15 protein-coding genes and 2 rRNA genes (1 of these 17 running past the window's edge) are annotated in these 16,488 nt (G+C 64.1%); 8 read left to right on the forward strand and 9 right to left on the reverse strand.

Going from position 1 to position 16,488, the window contains the following annotated elements:
* The 7 genes from ACG10_RS00910 to ACG10_RS00940 form a co-directional block, all read left to right on the forward strand.
* Positions 1 to 1,983 (forward strand): 23S ribosomal RNA (locus ACG10_RS00910); it begins 909 nt to the left of the window's first position.
* A 159-nt stretch (positions 1,984 to 2,142) separates the two neighbouring features.
* A 5S ribosomal RNA gene (gene rrf / locus ACG10_RS00915) occupies positions 2,143 to 2,258 on the forward strand.
* A gap of 263 nt (positions 2,259 to 2,521) precedes the next feature.
* Positions 2,522 to 3,658, forward strand: a complete 1,137-nt coding sequence (locus tag ACG10_RS00920) for an efflux RND transporter periplasmic adaptor subunit (protein WP_089166769.1) — start codon at positions 2,522 to 2,524, stop codon at positions 3,656 to 3,658.
* 24 nt (positions 3,659 to 3,682) lie between these two features.
* Positions 3,683 to 6,817: an efflux RND transporter permease subunit gene (locus ACG10_RS00925; RefSeq protein ID WP_089166770.1), complete on the forward strand. Its 3,135-nt coding sequence runs from the start codon at positions 3,683 to 3,685 to the stop codon at positions 6,815 to 6,817.
* Between the two features lie 106 nt (positions 6,818 to 6,923).
* Positions 6,924 to 7,226: an I78 family peptidase inhibitor gene (locus ACG10_RS00930; protein ID WP_198318991.1), complete on the forward strand. Its 303-nt coding sequence runs from the start codon at positions 6,924 to 6,926 to the stop codon at positions 7,224 to 7,226.
* Between the two features lie 351 nt (positions 7,227 to 7,577).
* Positions 7,578 to 7,778 carry a hypothetical protein gene (locus ACG10_RS00935; protein ID WP_039800933.1) on the forward strand — a complete coding sequence of 67 codons (201 nt, stop codon included), beginning with the start codon at positions 7,578 to 7,580 and terminating at the stop codon, positions 7,776 to 7,778.
* Positions 7,779 to 8,000: 222 nt separating this feature from the next.
* The gene (locus tag ACG10_RS00940; protein WP_039800935.1) at positions 8,001 to 8,531 is read left to right on the forward strand and encodes an acyloxyacyl hydrolase; all 531 of its coding nucleotides are present in this window, start codon (positions 8,001 to 8,003) and stop codon (positions 8,529 to 8,531) included.
* Between the two features lie 167 nt (positions 8,532 to 8,698).
* On the opposite strand, the gene ACG10_RS00945 is transcribed toward ACG10_RS00940, so the two are convergent.
* From ACG10_RS00945 to ACG10_RS00960, 4 genes are all read right to left on the reverse strand, one after another.
* Positions 8,699 to 9,562: an MBL fold metallo-hydrolase gene (locus tag ACG10_RS00945; RefSeq protein ID WP_089166771.1), complete on the reverse strand. Its 864-nt coding sequence runs from the start codon at positions 9,560 to 9,562 to the stop codon at positions 8,699 to 8,701.
* Positions 9,563 to 9,638: 76 nt separating this feature from the next.
* Positions 9,639 to 9,830, reverse strand: a complete 192-nt coding sequence (locus ACG10_RS00950; RefSeq protein WP_039800940.1) for a YgaP family membrane protein — start codon at positions 9,828 to 9,830, stop codon at positions 9,639 to 9,641.
* Between the two features lie 20 nt (positions 9,831 to 9,850).
* The gene (locus ACG10_RS00955) at positions 9,851 to 10,270 is read right to left on the reverse strand and encodes a YeeE/YedE family protein (RefSeq protein WP_089166772.1); all 420 of its coding nucleotides are present in this window, start codon (positions 10,268 to 10,270) and stop codon (positions 9,851 to 9,853) included.
* 2 nt (positions 10,271 to 10,272) lie between these two features.
* Positions 10,273 to 10,707, reverse strand: a complete 435-nt coding sequence (locus ACG10_RS00960; protein WP_089166773.1) for a YeeE/YedE family protein — start codon at positions 10,705 to 10,707, stop codon at positions 10,273 to 10,275.
* A gap of 153 nt (positions 10,708 to 10,860) precedes the next feature.
* Here ACG10_RS00960 and ACG10_RS00965 point away from each other — a divergent pair, with 153 nt between their 5' ends.
* A complete protein-coding gene (locus ACG10_RS00965) occupies positions 10,861 to 11,415 on the forward strand; it encodes a Tll0287-like domain-containing protein (RefSeq protein WP_198318992.1) in 555 nt (184 codons plus the stop codon).
* Positions 11,416 to 11,431: 16 nt separating this feature from the next.
* Here ACG10_RS00965 and ACG10_RS00970 read toward each other — a convergent pair whose 3' ends face one another.
* The 5 genes from ACG10_RS00970 to ACG10_RS00990 all read right to left on the reverse strand — a co-directional run bounded on the left by ACG10_RS00970 (position 11,432) and on the right by ACG10_RS00990 (position 16,431).
* The gene (locus tag ACG10_RS00970; protein ID WP_089166775.1) at positions 11,432 to 13,162 is read right to left on the reverse strand and encodes an EAL domain-containing protein; all 1,731 of its coding nucleotides are present in this window, start codon (positions 13,160 to 13,162) and stop codon (positions 11,432 to 11,434) included.
* A 50-nt stretch (positions 13,163 to 13,212) separates the two neighbouring features.
* On the reverse strand, positions 13,213 to 13,989 hold the full coding sequence (locus ACG10_RS00975; RefSeq protein ID WP_089166776.1) for an N-acetylmuramoyl-L-alanine amidase: 777 nt from the start codon (positions 13,987 to 13,989) through the stop codon (positions 13,213 to 13,215).
* Between the two features lie 135 nt (positions 13,990 to 14,124).
* Positions 14,125 to 14,985 carry an endonuclease/exonuclease/phosphatase family protein gene (locus tag ACG10_RS00980; protein ID WP_089166777.1) on the reverse strand — a complete coding sequence of 287 codons (861 nt, stop codon included), beginning with the start codon at positions 14,983 to 14,985 and terminating at the stop codon, positions 14,125 to 14,127.
* 18 nt (positions 14,986 to 15,003) lie between these two features.
* Positions 15,004 to 15,648, reverse strand: a complete 645-nt coding sequence (locus ACG10_RS00985) for a thiol:disulfide interchange protein DsbA/DsbL (protein ID WP_089166778.1) — start codon at positions 15,646 to 15,648, stop codon at positions 15,004 to 15,006.
* Between the two features lie 150 nt (positions 15,649 to 15,798).
* On the reverse strand, positions 15,799 to 16,431 hold the full coding sequence (locus ACG10_RS00990; RefSeq protein ID WP_089166779.1) for a c-type cytochrome: 633 nt from the start codon (positions 16,429 to 16,431) through the stop codon (positions 15,799 to 15,801).
* Between the last annotated feature and the right edge of the window lie 57 nt (positions 16,432 to 16,488).

The following is a 16,488-nucleotide window of genomic DNA, read 5'->3' on the forward strand; positions in this document are numbered from 1 at the left end:
ACCGGCAAGTGTCAGCACGGGAGACACACGGCGGGTGCTAACGTCCGTCGTGAAAAGGGAAACAACCCAGACCGTCAGCTAAGGTCCCAAAGTCCTGGTTAAGTGGGAAACGATGTGGGAAGGCTTAGACAGCTAGGAGGTTGGCTTAGAAGCAGCCACCCTTTAAAGAAAGCGTAATAGCTCACTAGTCGAGTCGGCCTGCGCGGAAGATGTAACGGGGCTCAAACCAGGCACCGAAGCTACGGGTTCATCTTCGGATGAGCGGTAGAGGAGCGTTCTGTAAGCCTGTGAAGGTGAGTCGAGAGGCTTGCTGGAGGTATCAGAAGTGCGAATGCTGACATGAGTAACGACAATGGGTGTGAAAAACACCCACGCCGAAAGACCAAGGGTTCCTGCGCAACGTTAATCGACGCAGGGTGAGTCGGTCCCTAAGGCGAGGCTGAAGAGCGTAGTCGATGGGAAACGGGTTAATATTCCCGTACTTCTGGTTACTGCGATGGGGGGACGGAGAAGGCTAGGCCAGCTTGGCGTTGGTTGTCCAAGTTTAAGGTGGTAGGCCGAACACTTAGGCAAATCCGGGTGTTCAAGGCCGAGAGCTGATGACGAGCCTTCTTTTACGAAGGCGAAGTGGTTGATGCCCTGCTTCCAGGAAAAGCCTCTAAGCTTCAGGTAATCAGGAACCGTACCCCAAACCGACACAGGTGGTTGGGTAGAGAATACCAAGGCGCTTGAGAGAACTCGGGTGAAGGAACTAGGCAAAATGGCACCGTAACTTCGGGAGAAGGTGCGCCGGTGAGGGTGAAGGATTTACTCCATAAGCCCATGCCGGTCGAAGATACCAGGCCGCTGCGACTGTTTATTAAAAACACAGCACTCTGCAAACACGAAAGTGGACGTATAGGGTGTGACGCCTGCCCGGTGCCGGAAGGTTAATTGATGGGGTTAGCGCAAGCGAAGCTCTTGATCGAAGCCCCGGTAAACGGCGGCCGTAACTATAACGGTCCTAAGGTAGCGAAATTCCTTGTCGGGTAAGTTCCGACCTGCACGAATGGCGTAACGATGGCGGCGCTGTCTCCACCCGAGACTCAGTGAAATTGAAATCGCTGTGAAGATGCAGTGTATCCGCGGCTAGACGGAAAGACCCCGTGAACCTTTACTGTAGCTTTGCACTGGACTTTGAGCCTGCTTGTGTAGGATAGGTGGGAGGCTTTGAAGTGGGGACGCCAGTTCCCATGGAGCCATCCTTGAAATACCACCCTGGCATGCTTGAGGTTCTAACTCTGGTCCGTCATCCGGATCGAGGACAGTGTATGGTGGGCAGTTTGACTGGGGCGGTCTCCTCCCAAAGAGTAACGGAGGAGTACGAAGGTGCGCTCAGACCGGTCGGAAATCGGTCGCAGAGTATAAAGGCAAAAGCGCGCTTGACTGCGAGACAGACACGTCGAGCAGGTACGAAAGTAGGTCTTAGTGATCCGGTGGTTCTGTATGGAAGGGCCATCGCTCAACGGATAAAAGGTACTCCGGGGATAACAGGCTGATACCGCCCAAGAGTTCATATCGACGGCGGTGTTTGGCACCTCGATGTCGGCTCATCACATCCTGGGGCTGAAGCCGGTCCCAAGGGTATGGCTGTTCGCCATTTAAAGTGGTACGCGAGCTGGGTTTAGAACGTCGTGAGACAGTTCGGTCCCTATCTGCCGTGGACGTTTGAGATTTGAGAGGGGCTGACCTTAGTACGAGAGGACCGGGTTGGACGAACCTCTGGTGTTCCGGTTGTCACGCCAGTGGCACTGCCGGGTAGCTATGTTCGGAAAAGATAACCGCTGAAAGCATCTAAGCGGGAAACTTGCCTCAAGATGAGATCTCACTGGAGCCTCGAGCTCCCTGAAGGGCCGTCGAAGACTACGACGTTGATAGGTGGGGTGTGTAAGCGTTGTGAGGCGTTGAGCTAACCCATACTAATTGCCCGTGAGGCTTGACCATATAACACCCAAACAATCTGGCCGACCGGAAGGATCGGCACAGCGGGTGAGGTCGAAGCCGACTAAACCGAAAATCCGGCTGAACCGCAAAGCCACCGAGACACAGACATCACATGCCCGATTCGGGATGGCGCCGCAACGCGACATCCCAACCGAATTGCTTGACGACCATAGAGCGTTGGAACCACCTGATCCCATCCCGAACTCAGCAGTGAAACGACGCATCGCCGATGGTAGTGTGGGGTTTCCCCATGCGAGAGTAGGTCATCGTCAAGCGCCTATTGCAAACCCCCGAGCCAGCCATGGCTCGGGGGTTTTCTATTTGGCCCGCCTTCGGGCATCGCCTGACGTTTTTCATAGTGGCGCCGTCGGAGTGCAGTTCCACGGCAGCAGCCCTTCGTCGTCTTCGACGCTTTTCGCTGCCGGCAGGCGCTTGAGGAAACGGTGTCGTATGTGGGGGCTCATCCACTTATGCATGCGACATCTACGCTTGTAATACAGCTGGACCAGCCAGAATCCCCATAAACGAGGTTCTGCAGATGCCAAAGACGCGAGCCCTTGTTACTGCAGTAGCCATCATCGCTCTGGCTACGATTGTGCTGAATGGCTGTAAGCAGGAGTTGCCACCACCACCGCGTCAGACACCTCAAGTTGGCGTCGTCACTCTCGAGTCGCAGCCCTATGTACTGACCCATGAGCTGCCGGGGCGTACTGCTGCCTATCGGATTGCGGAGGTACGCCCCCAAGTCGATGGCATCATTCAGAAACGTCTGTTCAGTGAAGGAAGCGAGGTCAAGGCTGGACAGCAGCTGTATCAGATAGATGCGGCAATATATGAGGCGACACTCAAGGAGGCGGAGGCCGGCTTGGCCTCTAGCAGGTCGTTGGCGGAGCGTTATGCCGTACTGGTCAAGAGCCGGGCTGTGAGCCAGCAGGCCTATGACGAGGCGCAGGCAGCCAGCCTGCAGGCGGAGGCCAGCCTGGAAAAGGCTCGAATCGACCTGCGCTACACCAAGGTATTGGCACCTATTTCCGGACGAATCGGTCGCTCTGCCGTGACCGAAGGAGCGCTGGTCAGCAATGGCCAGGCTCAGGTCATGGCGACCATTCACCAATTCGACCCCATCTATGTCGATGTCATTCAGCCGGCGCGTGAGCTGATCGCGCTACGCCGCGATCTAGCCAGTGGTCGTCTGGAGAGGGTGGGAGATAACACGGCTAAAGTGACTCTGATACTGGAGGACGGCAGCGAATATGGCCAGGAGGGACGGCTGGAGTTCTCCGAGGTCGCTGTCGACGAGAGCACCGGCTCGGTAACCCTGCGCGCCGTGTTTCCCAATCCCGACCGGGAGCTGCTGCCGGGCATGTTCGTCCATGCCCGTCTATTCGGCGGACTAAAGAGCGGGGCGATTCTCGCACCCCAGCAAGGCGTGAGCCGCAATACCAGGGGCGAGGCCACGGCCATGCTGGTAAATGCGCAGAACAAGGTCGAGCTGCGGACGCTCAGGGTCGAGCGCGCCGTTGGCAACCGCTGGCTGGTGGACGAGGGACTCATCCCGGGCGACCGCCTGATCACCGAGGGTCTACAGTTCATTCGGCCGGGTATCGAGGTCAAGGCGGTGCCGGCGAGCAATGTCGGGCAAGACACCCAGGCGACCCCGCTGCCTTCGGGTTAGAAGGCTCGCGCAACGGATAGCACGATGTCCAGATTCTTTATCGATCGGCCCATCTTCGCCTGGGTGATTGCCCTGGTGATCATGCTGGCTGGCGGCCTGTCCATCCTTGCTCTGCCGATCAATCAGTATCCCAACATCGCCCCACCCGCAGTGGGCATTTCCGTGATTTATCCGGGCGCTTCGGCGCAGACTGTCCAGGATACCGTGGTGCAGGTGATCGAGCAGCAGCTCAATGGCATCGACAACCTCCGCTATATCACCTCGGACAGCAACTCCGATGGCAGCATGACCATCACCGTCACCTTCGAGCCCGGTGCCGACCCGGACATTGCCCAGGTGCAGGTCCAGAACAAGCTACAACTGGCCACCCCGCTGCTGCCGCAGGAAGTGCAGCAGCAGGGCATCCGAGTGACCAAGTCGGTGCGAAACTTTCTCTTGATCGTCGGCTTCGTCTCCGAGGATGGCAGCATGGACCGCAACGATCTGGCCAACTACATCGTTTCCAACATCCAGGACCCGATTTCCCGGGCCAAGGGCGTGGGCGACTTCCAGGTTTTCGGCTCGCAATATGCCATGCGCATCTGGCTGGATCCGGCCCGGCTGAACAACTTCCAGTTGTCCCCGGTGGATGTGCGCAATGCAGTCGAGACCCAGAACGTCCAGATTTCCTCCGGCCAGTTCGGCGGTCTTCCGGCCGTGCCCGGCCAGCAGCTCAGTGCCACTATCATCGGCAAGACCCGCCTGCAGACCGCCGAGCAGTTTCGTGACATCCTGCTCAAGGTCAACGGCGACGGCTCGCAGGTGCGTCTGGGCGATGTCGCCGAAGTGGCCCTGGGTGGCGAGAACTACAGCATCACCTCGACCTACAACGGCCGGCCTGCCGCGGGCATGGCGATCAAGCTCGCCACCGGCGCCAATGCGCTGGAGACGGCCCAGGCGGTGCGGGATACCCTCGCCGAACTGGAGCCCTTCTTTCCTCTGGGGGTGAAGGTCGTCTACCCCTACGACACCACGCCGGTGATCTCCGCCTCCATCGAGGGAGTGGTGAAGACCCTCGGCGAGGCGATCGTGCTGGTCTTCCTGGTGATGTACCTGTTCCTGCAGAACTTCCGCGCCACGCTGATTCCGACCCTGGCGGTCCCGGTGGTGCTGCTTGGCACCTTCGGTGTGCTCGCTGCATTCGGCTTCACCATCAATACCCTGACCATGTTCGCCATGGTGCTGGCCATCGGTCTGCTGGTCGACGATGCCATCGTGGTGGTGGAGAACGTCGAGCGGGTCATGGTCGAGGATGGCCTGCCGCCACGGGAGGCCACACGCAAGTCGATGGGGCAGATCCAGGGAGCCCTGGTCGGTATCGCCCTGGTACTGTCCGCGGTGTTCGTGCCCATGGCCTTCTTCGGAGGTTCGACCGGGGTGATCTACCGGCAGTTCTCCATCACCATCGTCGCCGCCATGGCGCTGTCGGTGCTGGTCGCGCTGATCTTCACCCCGGCGCTCTGCGCGACCCTGCTCAAGCCTGTCGCCAGGGGCGAGCATCACCAGCAGCGTGGCTTCTTCGGCTGGTTCAACCGTACCTTCGAGCGCAGTGTGCAGGGCTACGAGCAGGGGGTCAGGCTGGTGCTCAGGCGCAAACTGCCCTATCTACTGCTCTACTTGGCTATAGTCGCCCTCATGGCCTGGCTGTTCACCCGCATACCGACCGCCTTCCTGCCCGACGAGGATCAGGGCGTGCTCTATGCCCAGGTGCAGACCCCTTCTGGTTCCAGCGCCGAGCGTACCCAGCTGGTGGTGGACGAAATGCGCGACTATCTGCTGATCGAGGAGGGCCATCTGGTCAACTCGGTCTTCACGGTCACCGGCTTCAACTTCGCCGGCCGAGGACAAAGCTCTGGCCTGGCCTTCATCGCACTGAAGCCGTGGGCCGAGCGAACCGGAGAGGAGGACAGCGTGTTCGCCCTCGCCCAACGCGCCCAGCAGCGCTTCGCCATGTTCCGCGACGCCCTGGCCTTCGCCTTCGCCCCGCCGGCGGTGATGGAGCTGGGCAATGCCAGCGGTTTCAACGTCTTCCTGCAGGACCGCGCCGGCGCCGGCCACGAGGTGCTGGGTGCGGCCCGCGACCAGTTGCTCGCCCGCGCCGCGGAGAGCCCGGTGCTCAGCCGGGTACGCGCCAACGGCCTGCGCGACGAGCCACAGTACCGCTTGCTGATCGACGACGAGCAGGCCCGGGCCTATGGCGTGCCCCTGGCGGACATCAACAGCAGCGTTTCCATTGCCTGGGGTGCCAGCTACGTCAACGACTTCATCGACCGGGGGCGGGTGAAGAAGGTCTATCTGCAGGGCAAGGCCGAGGCACGCATGAGTCCGGAAGACCTCGGCAAGTGGTTCGTGCGCAACGCGGCTGGCGCGATGGTGCCGTTCAGCGCCTTTGCCAGTGGCGAATGGACCTATGGCCCGCCGAAGCTGGCGCGCTACAACGGCGTTTCGGCGATGGAGATCCTCGGCGAGCCGGCGCCCGGCTACAGCTCCGGCGATGCCATGGCCGAAGTGGAGCGGATCGTCGGGGAGCTGCCGCCGGGTATCGGCTACGCCTGGACCGGGCTGTCCTATGAGGAGCGTCTCTCCGGCTCCCAGGCGCCGGCCCTCTACGCGCTGTCGCTGCTGGTAGTGTTCCTCTGCCTGGCGGCCCTCTACGAGAGCTGGTCGATCCCCTTCTCGGTGATGCTGGTGGTTCCGCTGGGGGTCATTGGCGCACTTTGGTTCACCAGCCTGCGCGGACTGTCCAATGACGTCTACTTCCAGGTGGGTCTGCTCACCACCATCGGCCTCTCTGCGAAGAATGCGATCCTCATCGTCGAGTTCGCCAAGGAACTGCACGCGCAGGGCATGGACCTGTCCGATGCGGCGGTCGAGGCCTGCCGCATGCGCCTGCGGCCGATCGTCATGACTTCCTTGGCATTCATCCTTGGCGTCGTGCCGCTGGCCATCTCCAGCGGCGCCGGTGCCGGCAGTCAGCACGCCATAGGTACCGGGGTGATCGGCGGCATGTTCACTGCCACCATGCTGGCGATCTTCTGGGTGCCGCTGTTCTATGTGCTGGTGTCCTCCTGGTTCAAGGAGGGCAGCCGCACGGTCGCCAGCGGCGAAGAGTCCTCCTGAGGTGCCTGCCATTCCGGCAGGACATGAGTGACATCCGTCGCAGGCAACCGGGATGCCGCGTCAAGGGTGATATGGTTGTCGTGCTTGCATTGTTCCAGGAGCAGACATGATCTCAATACACGCCCCCCCCAGCCTCCTTTTCGCAGTCCTGCTGCTGGCCGGCTGCAGTTCCGCCGACAAGTCCGAACCTGTACCGGCTGCAAGCCGGGGCTGCGACGCTAGCCTGGTGCAAGGCCTGGTGGGCCAGACCGCCAGCCCGGCCCTGCTCGAGGAGGCCCGTCAACGCGCCGGGGCGCAGACGGCACGCGTCATCAGCCCCCAGGACAGCGTAACGCTGGACTACAATTCCAGGCGCCTGAATCTGGATATCGACGAGCGCCTGGTGATCAGGCAGATCCACTGCGGCTGAGCGGAACTCCGTCCCGTCAGCGCCCGCCCCGTGTCCGGTTCCGGCCGGCGGGGCGGCGTCGCTCATCATTGCGAGGGACTGGCGCAAAGCAGACATTCCTTACATGAATTCAGGGAATTGTAAGGAAATCATCAATATATTGTTGCGGATGAAGTAACGATACTTTTTGGAATCCCTGGTTTTTTTACCCTCCGGACGACTTCTAGAATCCCCTGTGCTTTTCATACTCCCGGTCTTCGATGCGTCAGTGCAGAAGCCCCGGCTCCCTTCCTGTCCCCTTTGGATAAGGATGAAGCCGTGGCGTGTCGGCCGGGTGCGGAAATCCAACCACGTCCTTTGCAGGTTAAACCTATGACTCCGGTGGTCGTTCCGTTATGGATGGCGCTTGCCTTGCTTCCGTGCCTGTTGAGCGGCTGTGGATCGCCGCCCCAGATTGACCGTGAGCCCTATTCGGAGGCCGAGATCAAGGCGTTCGCCCAGGACATGCTGGGACGGAGCAGCCTGTCTCCGGATAAATACCAGAAATACAAAAAAGCTCTAGCCACTCCGTGAGGAGCTGACTGGAGAGAATAAGTATTCAAGCTTGGGACATTGTCATGCGAAACTCCCGCCGCTGCATTGGCTGTGGTCTTCGCGCACAATGCTCGCGTGCCTTTTCTGCAAGACTCGTTCTGCCCGCCCGCCAGCCTGGCAGGCTGTTGTCCGGCCAGGCTGGCCCGGACTGTCCAAGAGCTCTGCATAATCGTACTTGCTAACAAAATAGAGGATGTTTCGATGCGAAAGTATCTGTCATTGCCCGCAGTAGCCGTTCTGCTTCTGGGATCGGCGGGGGCGGCACAAGCTGTCGAGGTGGGCGCCGCGATCGGTGTCACCAGCCAGAGCGATATGACCTATCGCCTCAGCCTGGGCCTGCCCTGGGACAAGCAATGGTGGAAGAGTGACCTGGGCCATGTGACGGGTTACTGGGATGCCGGCTATACCTACTGGGAAGGCGGTTCCGGCAACGACAACTACTCGGGTGCACACTCGCTGTCGTTCAGCCCGGTGTTCACCTACGAGTTCAGCGGCTTCGGCGTCACCCCGTTCGTCGAGCTCGGCGTCGGTGTCGCCTTCTTCTCGAAGACCCGCGTGGGCGAGCAGCAGCTGGGTTCCTCCTTCAACTTCGAGGACCGCATCGGCGCCGGTATCAAGTTCGCGGGCGGCCAGAAGATCGGTGTCCGGGCGATCCACTACTCCAACGCCGGCATCAAGCAGCCCAACGACGGTATCGAGTCCTTCTCGGCCTATTACAGCCACGCCTTCTGATCCGGCGTGGCGCTCGAGCCCCGTGCCCCTGCGGAGTTCGAGACCGCCGCTCCCAGCCTCCGGCCCCCCTTGCCCGGCTTTCCCCTGCCGAGGGCCGGCAGGCTCGTGCGCCAGCTCGGGGGTACTTCGGGTGGCCTGCTCCTTGAAGCCCCAAGCTCTGGCAGGCTTCAGAGCACGTTCAGCGGAATTCTCAGGTAGCGGATGCCGTTGTCCTCGGCCGGCGGCAGCTCGCCGGCGCGCATGTTGACCTGCACCGCGGGAAGGATCAGGGCCGGCATGGCGAGGGTCGCGTCCTTGGCATTGCGCATGGCCACGAACACCTCCTCGTCGATGCCTTGGTGCGCATGGACATTGTGCCGGCGCTCCTCGCCCATGCAGGTTTCGTGGAGGAACTCCGTGCGTCCTGGCGCCTTGTAGTCGTGGCACATGAACACCCGGGTTTCGTCCGGCAGCCGATACAGTCGCTGGATCGAGCGGTACAGGGTGCGCGCGTCCCCGCCGGGGAAATCGCAGCGGGCGGTGCCGTAGTCGGGCATGAACAGGGTGTCGCCGACGAAGGCGGCGTCGCCGATCAGGTAGGTCATGCAGGCCGGGGTGTGTCCGGGGGTGTGGAGGGCGCGGGCCTGGATGCCGCCGATCTGGAAGTCTTCGCCATCGCGGAACAGATGGTCGAACTGGCTGCCGTCGCGGGCAAACTCCTCGCCGGCGTTGAACAGCGTGCCGAAGGTTTCCTGGACTTCGGTGATGCGCTCGCCGATGCCCAGCTTGCCGCCGAGCTGCCGCTTGAGATAGGCGGCGGCGCTCAGGTGATCGGCATGCACATGGGTTTCCAGAATCCAGCGCACCTCCAGCTCCTGGGTGCGCACATGGGCGATCAGGCGGTCGGCGGACGCATGGTCAGTGTGTCCCGAGGCCGGCTCGTAGTCCTGCACGGTATCGATCAGGGCGCACTGGCGGCTGAACGGATCGCTCACCACATAGCTGTAGGTGCTGGTGGCGGGGTCGAAGAAGGCTTCTACACGGGCGTTCATGGGGTGTCCTTCGGCAAGGGAATCCGTATCCTGGAAATCGTCATGCAGCCTGGTGGCAGAATGCCCGGGGCGGGCCTTACTTGCCGCTCTTGCAGGTAGTGATACCCATCACAGTGTAGGCCGGGCAGGTGCGGAGGAGAGCGGTGGCCAGCGGAAGCAGGCCGATCCAGCCCCAGGGGCCGATCACGCCGGCCAGGCTCAAGCCGATCAGGAGCAGGCCGACGGCGATGCGCAGGGCGCGGTCGAGGGTACCGACGTTGGGTTTCATCGTGATCTCCGATCAATCGATCAAGGGGTGCGCCGGCGTTCCAGCGCGGTGAACAGCCACATGCCGCCGAGCATGGCGAGAACGAAGAGCAGGCTCTGCCAGTAGCCGCCGAGCAGCAGGGTGAGGGCCGGACCCGGACAGATGCCGGCGATGCCCCAGCCGATGCCGAACAGCAGGCTGCCGCCGATCAGTCGGCGGTCCAGTTCGCGTTTCTGCGGCAGTTGCATGGGCGCATCCAGCAGCGAGCGCTGCTGGCGCCTGGCCCAGGTGAAGGGCAGCAGGGCGACGCCGATGGCGCTGGCCATCACCAGCGCCAGCGAGGGATCCCAGGCGCCGCCCAGGTCGAGAAAGCCGAGTACCTTGGCCGGATTGCTCATGCCGGCCAGCAACAGGCCGAGGCCGAAGATCAGTCCGGCGAGCAGTGCAGTCAGTCTGCGCATGTTCAGCCTCCCCACAGGTAACGCAGGACGAAGACCGTGGCGAAACCGCTGGCCATGAAGGCCAGGGTGGCGACCAGGGAGCGCGGCGACAGGCGGGAGATCCCGCAGACGCCATGCCCGCTGGTGCAGCCGGAGCCATAGCGGGTGCCGAGGCCGACCAGCAGCCCGGCGATCGCCAGACCGGGCCAGCCGGTCTGGAACTCGATCTCCGGCAGTGCGCCGAACAGGCTCCAGAGCAGCGGCGCCGCCAGCAGCCCGAGCAGAAACAGTGCCTTCTCGTCGCGGCCGTCGGTGCCGCACTGCAGCAGGCTGCCGAGCAGGCCGCTGATGCCGGCGATACGCCCGTTCAGCACCACGAACAGGCTGGCCGCGAGGCCAATCAGCGCGCCGCCGGCCAATGCTGTCCAAGGGGTGAAGTGCGCCCAGTCGATGACCATCCCGGCGTTCCTCCGCGAGTCGTTTGATTATGCTGACAGATAATATATTTATTAATAAACTGTTTTCAAGCATGGACGGAAGGGTCTTCGGGAGCCGGGCCAATCCGTCGTTTATCCTTCAAGGCTCCCTGCCAGCACAATGTGGAGGTGGCCATGCGTTTTCCAGTTACTCTGACCCTGCTGCTCGCCAGCGGACTGTCGCTCGCCGAGCCGCAAGGGCTCGAGGCCGAGGCGCGCGCCCTGATACCGCCCTTCGCCCAGGCGCTGCAGGACACCGTCAGGCAGGCACTGGCCGATGGTGGGCCGCAGAGCGCGGTGCAGGCCTGCCAGAGTCTGGCGCCGACCATCGCCGAACAGCATAGTCGGGAACCCTGGCGTGTCGGACGCACCGCGCTCAAGGTGCGCAATCCGGCCAACCGCCCGGATGCCTGGGAGCGCCAGGTGCTGGAGCGCTTCGCGGCGGCCGCCGCGGCGGGACAGCCGGTCGCCGGGCTGAGCCATGGCGAAGTGGTCGACGGCGAATATCGCTACATGCAGGCCATCCCCACGGGCGAACCCTGCCTGGCCTGTCATGGCAAGAACATCGACAAGGCCCTGCTCGCCACCCTGGACGCGCGTTACCCGCAGGACCAGGCGCGCGGCTTCGCCCTCGGCGAGCTGCGCGGCGCCTTCACCCTGCGCCGCCCCCTCGACGGGATGGCGCCCTGAGCGGCGAGACGCCGCATCAGCGCCTGCCGGGGGCGGGATGCCAGCCGCCTGGAGCGCGAGCCGGCTCTTCCGAACGTGGCCTCGGGGCGGGTGCGGCGCCTGCCGTGCCGCTCCCGCCCGGGGCCGGCTGCCGCCGACGGGGTGGAAAGGATTCTGCCGGGGCGCCGGGCAGGGCCTCGCCGATCAGTGCGCGAAAGGCGTGCGCGCTCAGCGGGCCGGCGAACAGCCAGCCCTGGCCGTAGTCGGCGCCCTCGTTGTCGAGCAGGCGCGCCTGATCCTCGCGCTCGATGCCCTCGGCGATCACCTTGAGGCGCAGTGCCCGGGCCATCCGCACGATGTGGGGCGCGACGCCGCTGCTGGCGGCATCGGCACCGAGGGCGTCGACGAATGCCTTGTCGATCTTCAGGCAGTCCACTGGCAGCGTCTGCAGGTAGGCCAGGCTGGAATAGCCGGTGCCGAAGTCGTCGATCAGCACCCGGTGGCCGCGGGCACGCAGCTCGGCCAGGTTCCGGCTGGCCGCCTGCAGGTCGATCAGTCCGCGTTCGGTCACCTCGAAGGCGATCTGTTCGGGCCTGACCCCGTGCCTGGCGAGCAGGCGCTCGGTCAGCGGGCCGATCCGCGGCGCGCTGACGTCGCAGGCGGACAGGTTGATCGAGATGTACAGCTCGGGATGGTTGCGCAGCAGGTCGCCGAGCTGTTCCAGCACTTCCCGGAGGAGAAAGTCGGTGATGGCGCGGATCTGCCCGGTCGACTCGGCCAGCGGGATGAACAGCTCGGGACTGGTCAGGCTGCCGTCCGGGCGCTGCCAGCGCATCAGGGCTTCGGCACCGATGCAGCGGCGGCTGGCGAGGTGGAAGATCGGCTGGTAATGGACCTGCAGCTCCTGACGCCGCAGCGCGCCCTGCAGCGCCCCGTGGAGCGACAGGCGCCGGCGTACCAACCAGAAGGTCGCGCCGCCACCCAGCAGGGCCAGCAGCAGGCTGGCCGGCAGCAGGCGTTCCCAGTATTCGCGGATGCGCTCGAGCAACTGGGCACGCGGGGCCAGCAGGGCCAGCCGATATTCCGGGTTGCCGCCCGGCAGCGCGTAGAACGGCTGCCCGTCGAGCAGCTGCAGCGCGGCGCTGTCCGCCGCGCCGGGCAGTAGCGTCAGGGGCGGCGTCGCGGCGAGGATCGGCAGGGCCTGGGTACTGCCGCGAGGGATCAGGTAGACGCCGAGGCCGTCCGACGGATCGAGTGCATCGAGCAGGTGGCCGCGGAAGCTGGACACCCGGAAGGAGGCCTGGGCGACCATCAGGGGCGCTGGATCTTCGTCGGCGGTGTGCGTGGCGGTCAGCCAGTAGTCCAGACCCCGGCTGTGGAAGTCCGCCGGTCGCGCCGGCTCCGCAGGGGCATGACGCGGCCGGCTGGAGCAGAGCTGCCCGTCGGCAGCGAAGCTGGCCTCGTGGATGAAGCGGTGCTCGAAGCTGACCTGCCGCAGGTTTTCCACCAGGGCCGGATCGCAGTGGCGCAGGGGCTGCAGCTCCAGGCCGGCGAGCCCCTGGCGCAACTGCCCGAGAATCTGCTCGAGGCGCAGCAGGAGGCGTTCGCCGCGGTTTTCCAGGTCTTCGCGCTGCGCCTCCTGCGCCTGGGAGAGCGCTAGCCCCAGGCCGAGGAACGCCAGCAGGAAGGCACCGGCCAGGGCCATAAGCAGGGCCATCGGCCAGGGCCGGTAAAGGGATCGGCACAGTTGCAGCAGGGCGTGTGGCATGTCAGCGTTCCCGAGATCCTTTCAGGTCTGACGCCGGCCGAGTGTCTTCCTTACCCCGTTTCGTTCAGGGCGGCCAGCAGGGCGGCGGTTTCGGCGTCCGGCTCGCCGTCGAAGCGGGCCGGCCGGTATTTCATCTGGAAGGCAGCGATGACCCGCCGTGTTTCGACGTCGAGCACGCCGTGTCGTTCCAGGGCATAGCCATGCCGGATCAGCTGGTCCTGGAACCAGGCGACATCCGGCAGGCGAGCGACATAGCGTTTCTGCAGCTCGGCCACCCGGCGCGCATCCGGCCAGACGAGCAGCCCGGCCTCGGCCAGGCGCCTCCAGGGAAACAGCGGGCCCGGATCGACCTTGCGCAGCGGGGCGATGTCGCTGTGGCCGATGATCGCCTCCGGTCCCAGCCCGTGGCGCTTGACGATGTCCTTGAGCAGGACGATCAGCGCGTCGATCTGTTCCGGCGGATAGGGGTACCAGAGGCGCCCGTTGGGGGTGTCCAGATAGCCGGGATTGACCAGTTCGATGCCGATGCTGCTGGCGTTCAGCCAGGTCCTGCCGCGCCACTGGCTGTCTCCGGCATGCCAGGCGCGACGGTCTTCTTCAACCAAACGGTAGATGGTCGCGGGCTTGGCGTCGATCAGATAGTGGCTGCTGACTTCACCCTGGATGAGCTGGCGCAGCGAGCCCGGCAAGTCCTCCGAGGTGTAGTGCAGGATGATGTACTGGACGCGGCTGTCCTGGCTGCGCGAGCTGTAGCGGGTGTCGATCCGCGGTCCGGCGGCGCAGCCGGCCAGCAGGGCGAGGATCAGGGCGAGGGCGAGAGGTCTCATGAGGTTCGGGTGTGTCCGACAAGGTTCGGGGGACGGCAGGTTCGGGCAGATCGACCGTGCGCACCAGTGAAGTATCGCAAAGACGTGGCGATCCACTGCGTTTGTCGGTGCGTTCGGCCGGCAGTCTGTTCCCGTTCAGGGGCGGGGCTGTGGCAGGGTGTTGCGCCCGAGGTGTTCGGGCAGGCGGACCTCCACCGCCACCGGCAGGTGGTCGGAGATCGACTGGCGCAGTACCTGCACGCGCTCCAGGGCCAGGCCGGGGCTGAGCAGGATGTGGTCGATGCAGCGCTGCGGACGCCAGCTGGGAAAGGTGGCCTCAATCTGCGGGGCGAGCAGGCCGAGGTCGCGCAGCGGCGAATGCTCCAGCAGTTCGCGGGCATGGGTGTTCATGTCGCCCATCAGTACCAGATGGCGGTAGTCGCCGACCAGTTCGCGGATGTAGGCGAGCTGGCGGGTGCGGGTCCGCGCGCCGAGGGCCAGATGCATCATCACCACCGCCAGGGCCTCGCGTCCCGCGCCGAAGCGCAGGAGTATCGCGCCGCGTCCCGGTGGACCGGGCAGCGGGTGATCCTCCAGCTCGGTGGGCTGCAGGCGGCTGAGCAGGCCGTTGCTGTGCTGGGCCAGCGGGCCGAGGTTGCGGTTGAGCTGCTGGTACCAGTAGGGGAAGTTGCCGAGCTGGGCGAGGTGCTCCACCTGGTTGACATAGTCGGAGCGCAGACTGCCGCCATCGACTTCCTGCAGGGCCACCAGGTCGAAATCGGCGAGCAGGTCGCCGATCCGCTGCAGGTTCACCGCGCGCCCGGCATGCGGCAGCAGGTGCTGCCAGCTGCGGGTCAGGTAGTGTCGGTAACTCTCGGTGCGGATGCCGACCTGGATGTTGAAGCTCAGCAGGCGCAGCCGGCCGTCGCAGGGCAGTCCGCTCGCGTCGCGGCAGTGCGGGTTGGTCCGCGGCTGGCGTGCCGCGGCCAGGCGTTCAACCGTGCGTCGACGCAGCATGGCTCCTCCTGCCCGTCGTCACTGGGCGGTGCGTTCCTGGTCGATCAGGTAGTCGGCTACCTGCAGGGTGTTCTGCGGGCCGCCGGCGCTGCCCAGGTCGAAGCGGTACTTGCCGTTGACGATCATCACCGGAACGCCGGAGATCTGATAGGCGATCGCCAGCTTCTTCGCCTTCTCCATCTGGGCCTTCACGTTGAAGGAGCCGTAGGCCTTGAGGAAGGCATCCTTGTCGACACCCTGGGCGGCGAGGAACTCGGCCATTTCCTCGGGCGTCGCCAGTTTCTTGCCGTCCTTGTGGATGGCCTCGAAGATCGCGGCGTGGACCTTCGGCTCGACGTTCATCGATTCCAGGGTGATGAACAGCTGGCCATGGACGTTCCACAAGCCGCCGAACAGGGCCGGAACGCGCCGGAAACTCACGTCTTCCGGCAGCTTGCTGGCCCAGGCGTTGATGCTCGGCTCGAACTGGTAGCAATGCGGGCAGCCATACCAGAACAGCTCCACGACCTCGATCTTGCCCGGCTGCGCCACCGGTACGTGGGTGGGCAGCTCGACATACTGCTTGCCGGCCTTGATGTCGGCGGGCGCGAGCGATTCCGCCTGGGCAGTCAGGGCGAACAGGCTGGCACTGGCGAGAACGGCGCCAAGAATCAGTTTACGCATGCGTTACGACTCCTTGCATTGCTGGTGGGGCTCCCGGTACGAGCCGGTGTTCGCTCCGGAGGGGCGAAGCGGATGGACCTATTGTAAGGGGAGGACCAATGAAAAAGGGCGGCCATCTGCCGCCCTTTTTTCAACGCCGCTGAGCCGTACTCAGTGCAGGCCCTGGATGTAGCTGGAGATCGCGGCGATGTCCTTGTTGCTCAGTTTGGCGGCAATGGTGCGCATGATCATGCTGTCGCCGTCGTTGGTGCGCGCGCCTTCGCGGAAGTCGGTGAGCTGCTTGGACACGTACTGCGCGTGCTGGCCGCCCAGTTTCGGGTAGGCGGCCGGATCGTTGCCCTCGCCGTTGGGCGAATGGCAGCCGGTGCAGGCCGGCATGCCGTCGGCCAGCTTGCCGCCGCGGTAGAGGGCCTCGCCGGCCTCGACCAGTTGCGGATCGGCGGCGCCGACGCTCATCTTCTGCGCGGCGAAGTAGGCAGCGATGTCGGCCAGGTCCTGGTCGCTGAGGTTGTCGAGCATGCCGGTCATTTCCAGCACCTTGCGGCCGCTGCCCTCGGCAGCGCCCGGCTTCGAGCCGGCCTTGATGTCCTGCATCTGCTTGAGCAGATAGCGCTCGCCCTGGCCGGCCAGTTTCGGGAAGTTCGGTGCCGGGCTGTTGCCGTCCGGGCCGTGGCAGGCGCCGCATATGGCTGCCTTGCCCTGGCCGGCTGCAGCGTCGCCCGCGGCATGGGCGAGGCCGGAGATTCCCAGGGTTAACAGCAGAGTCACGAGTGCTTTGTTCATCAGCTAATCCAAATCACGGCTCAAGAAAAGTGTTGTTGTCGGCCGATGAGTCCGGCT

Origin of the sequence: Azotobacter chroococcum (assembly GCF_002220155.1) — a bacterium.
Taxonomy (GTDB): Bacteria; Pseudomonadota; Gammaproteobacteria; order Pseudomonadales; family Pseudomonadaceae; genus Azotobacter; species Azotobacter chroococcum.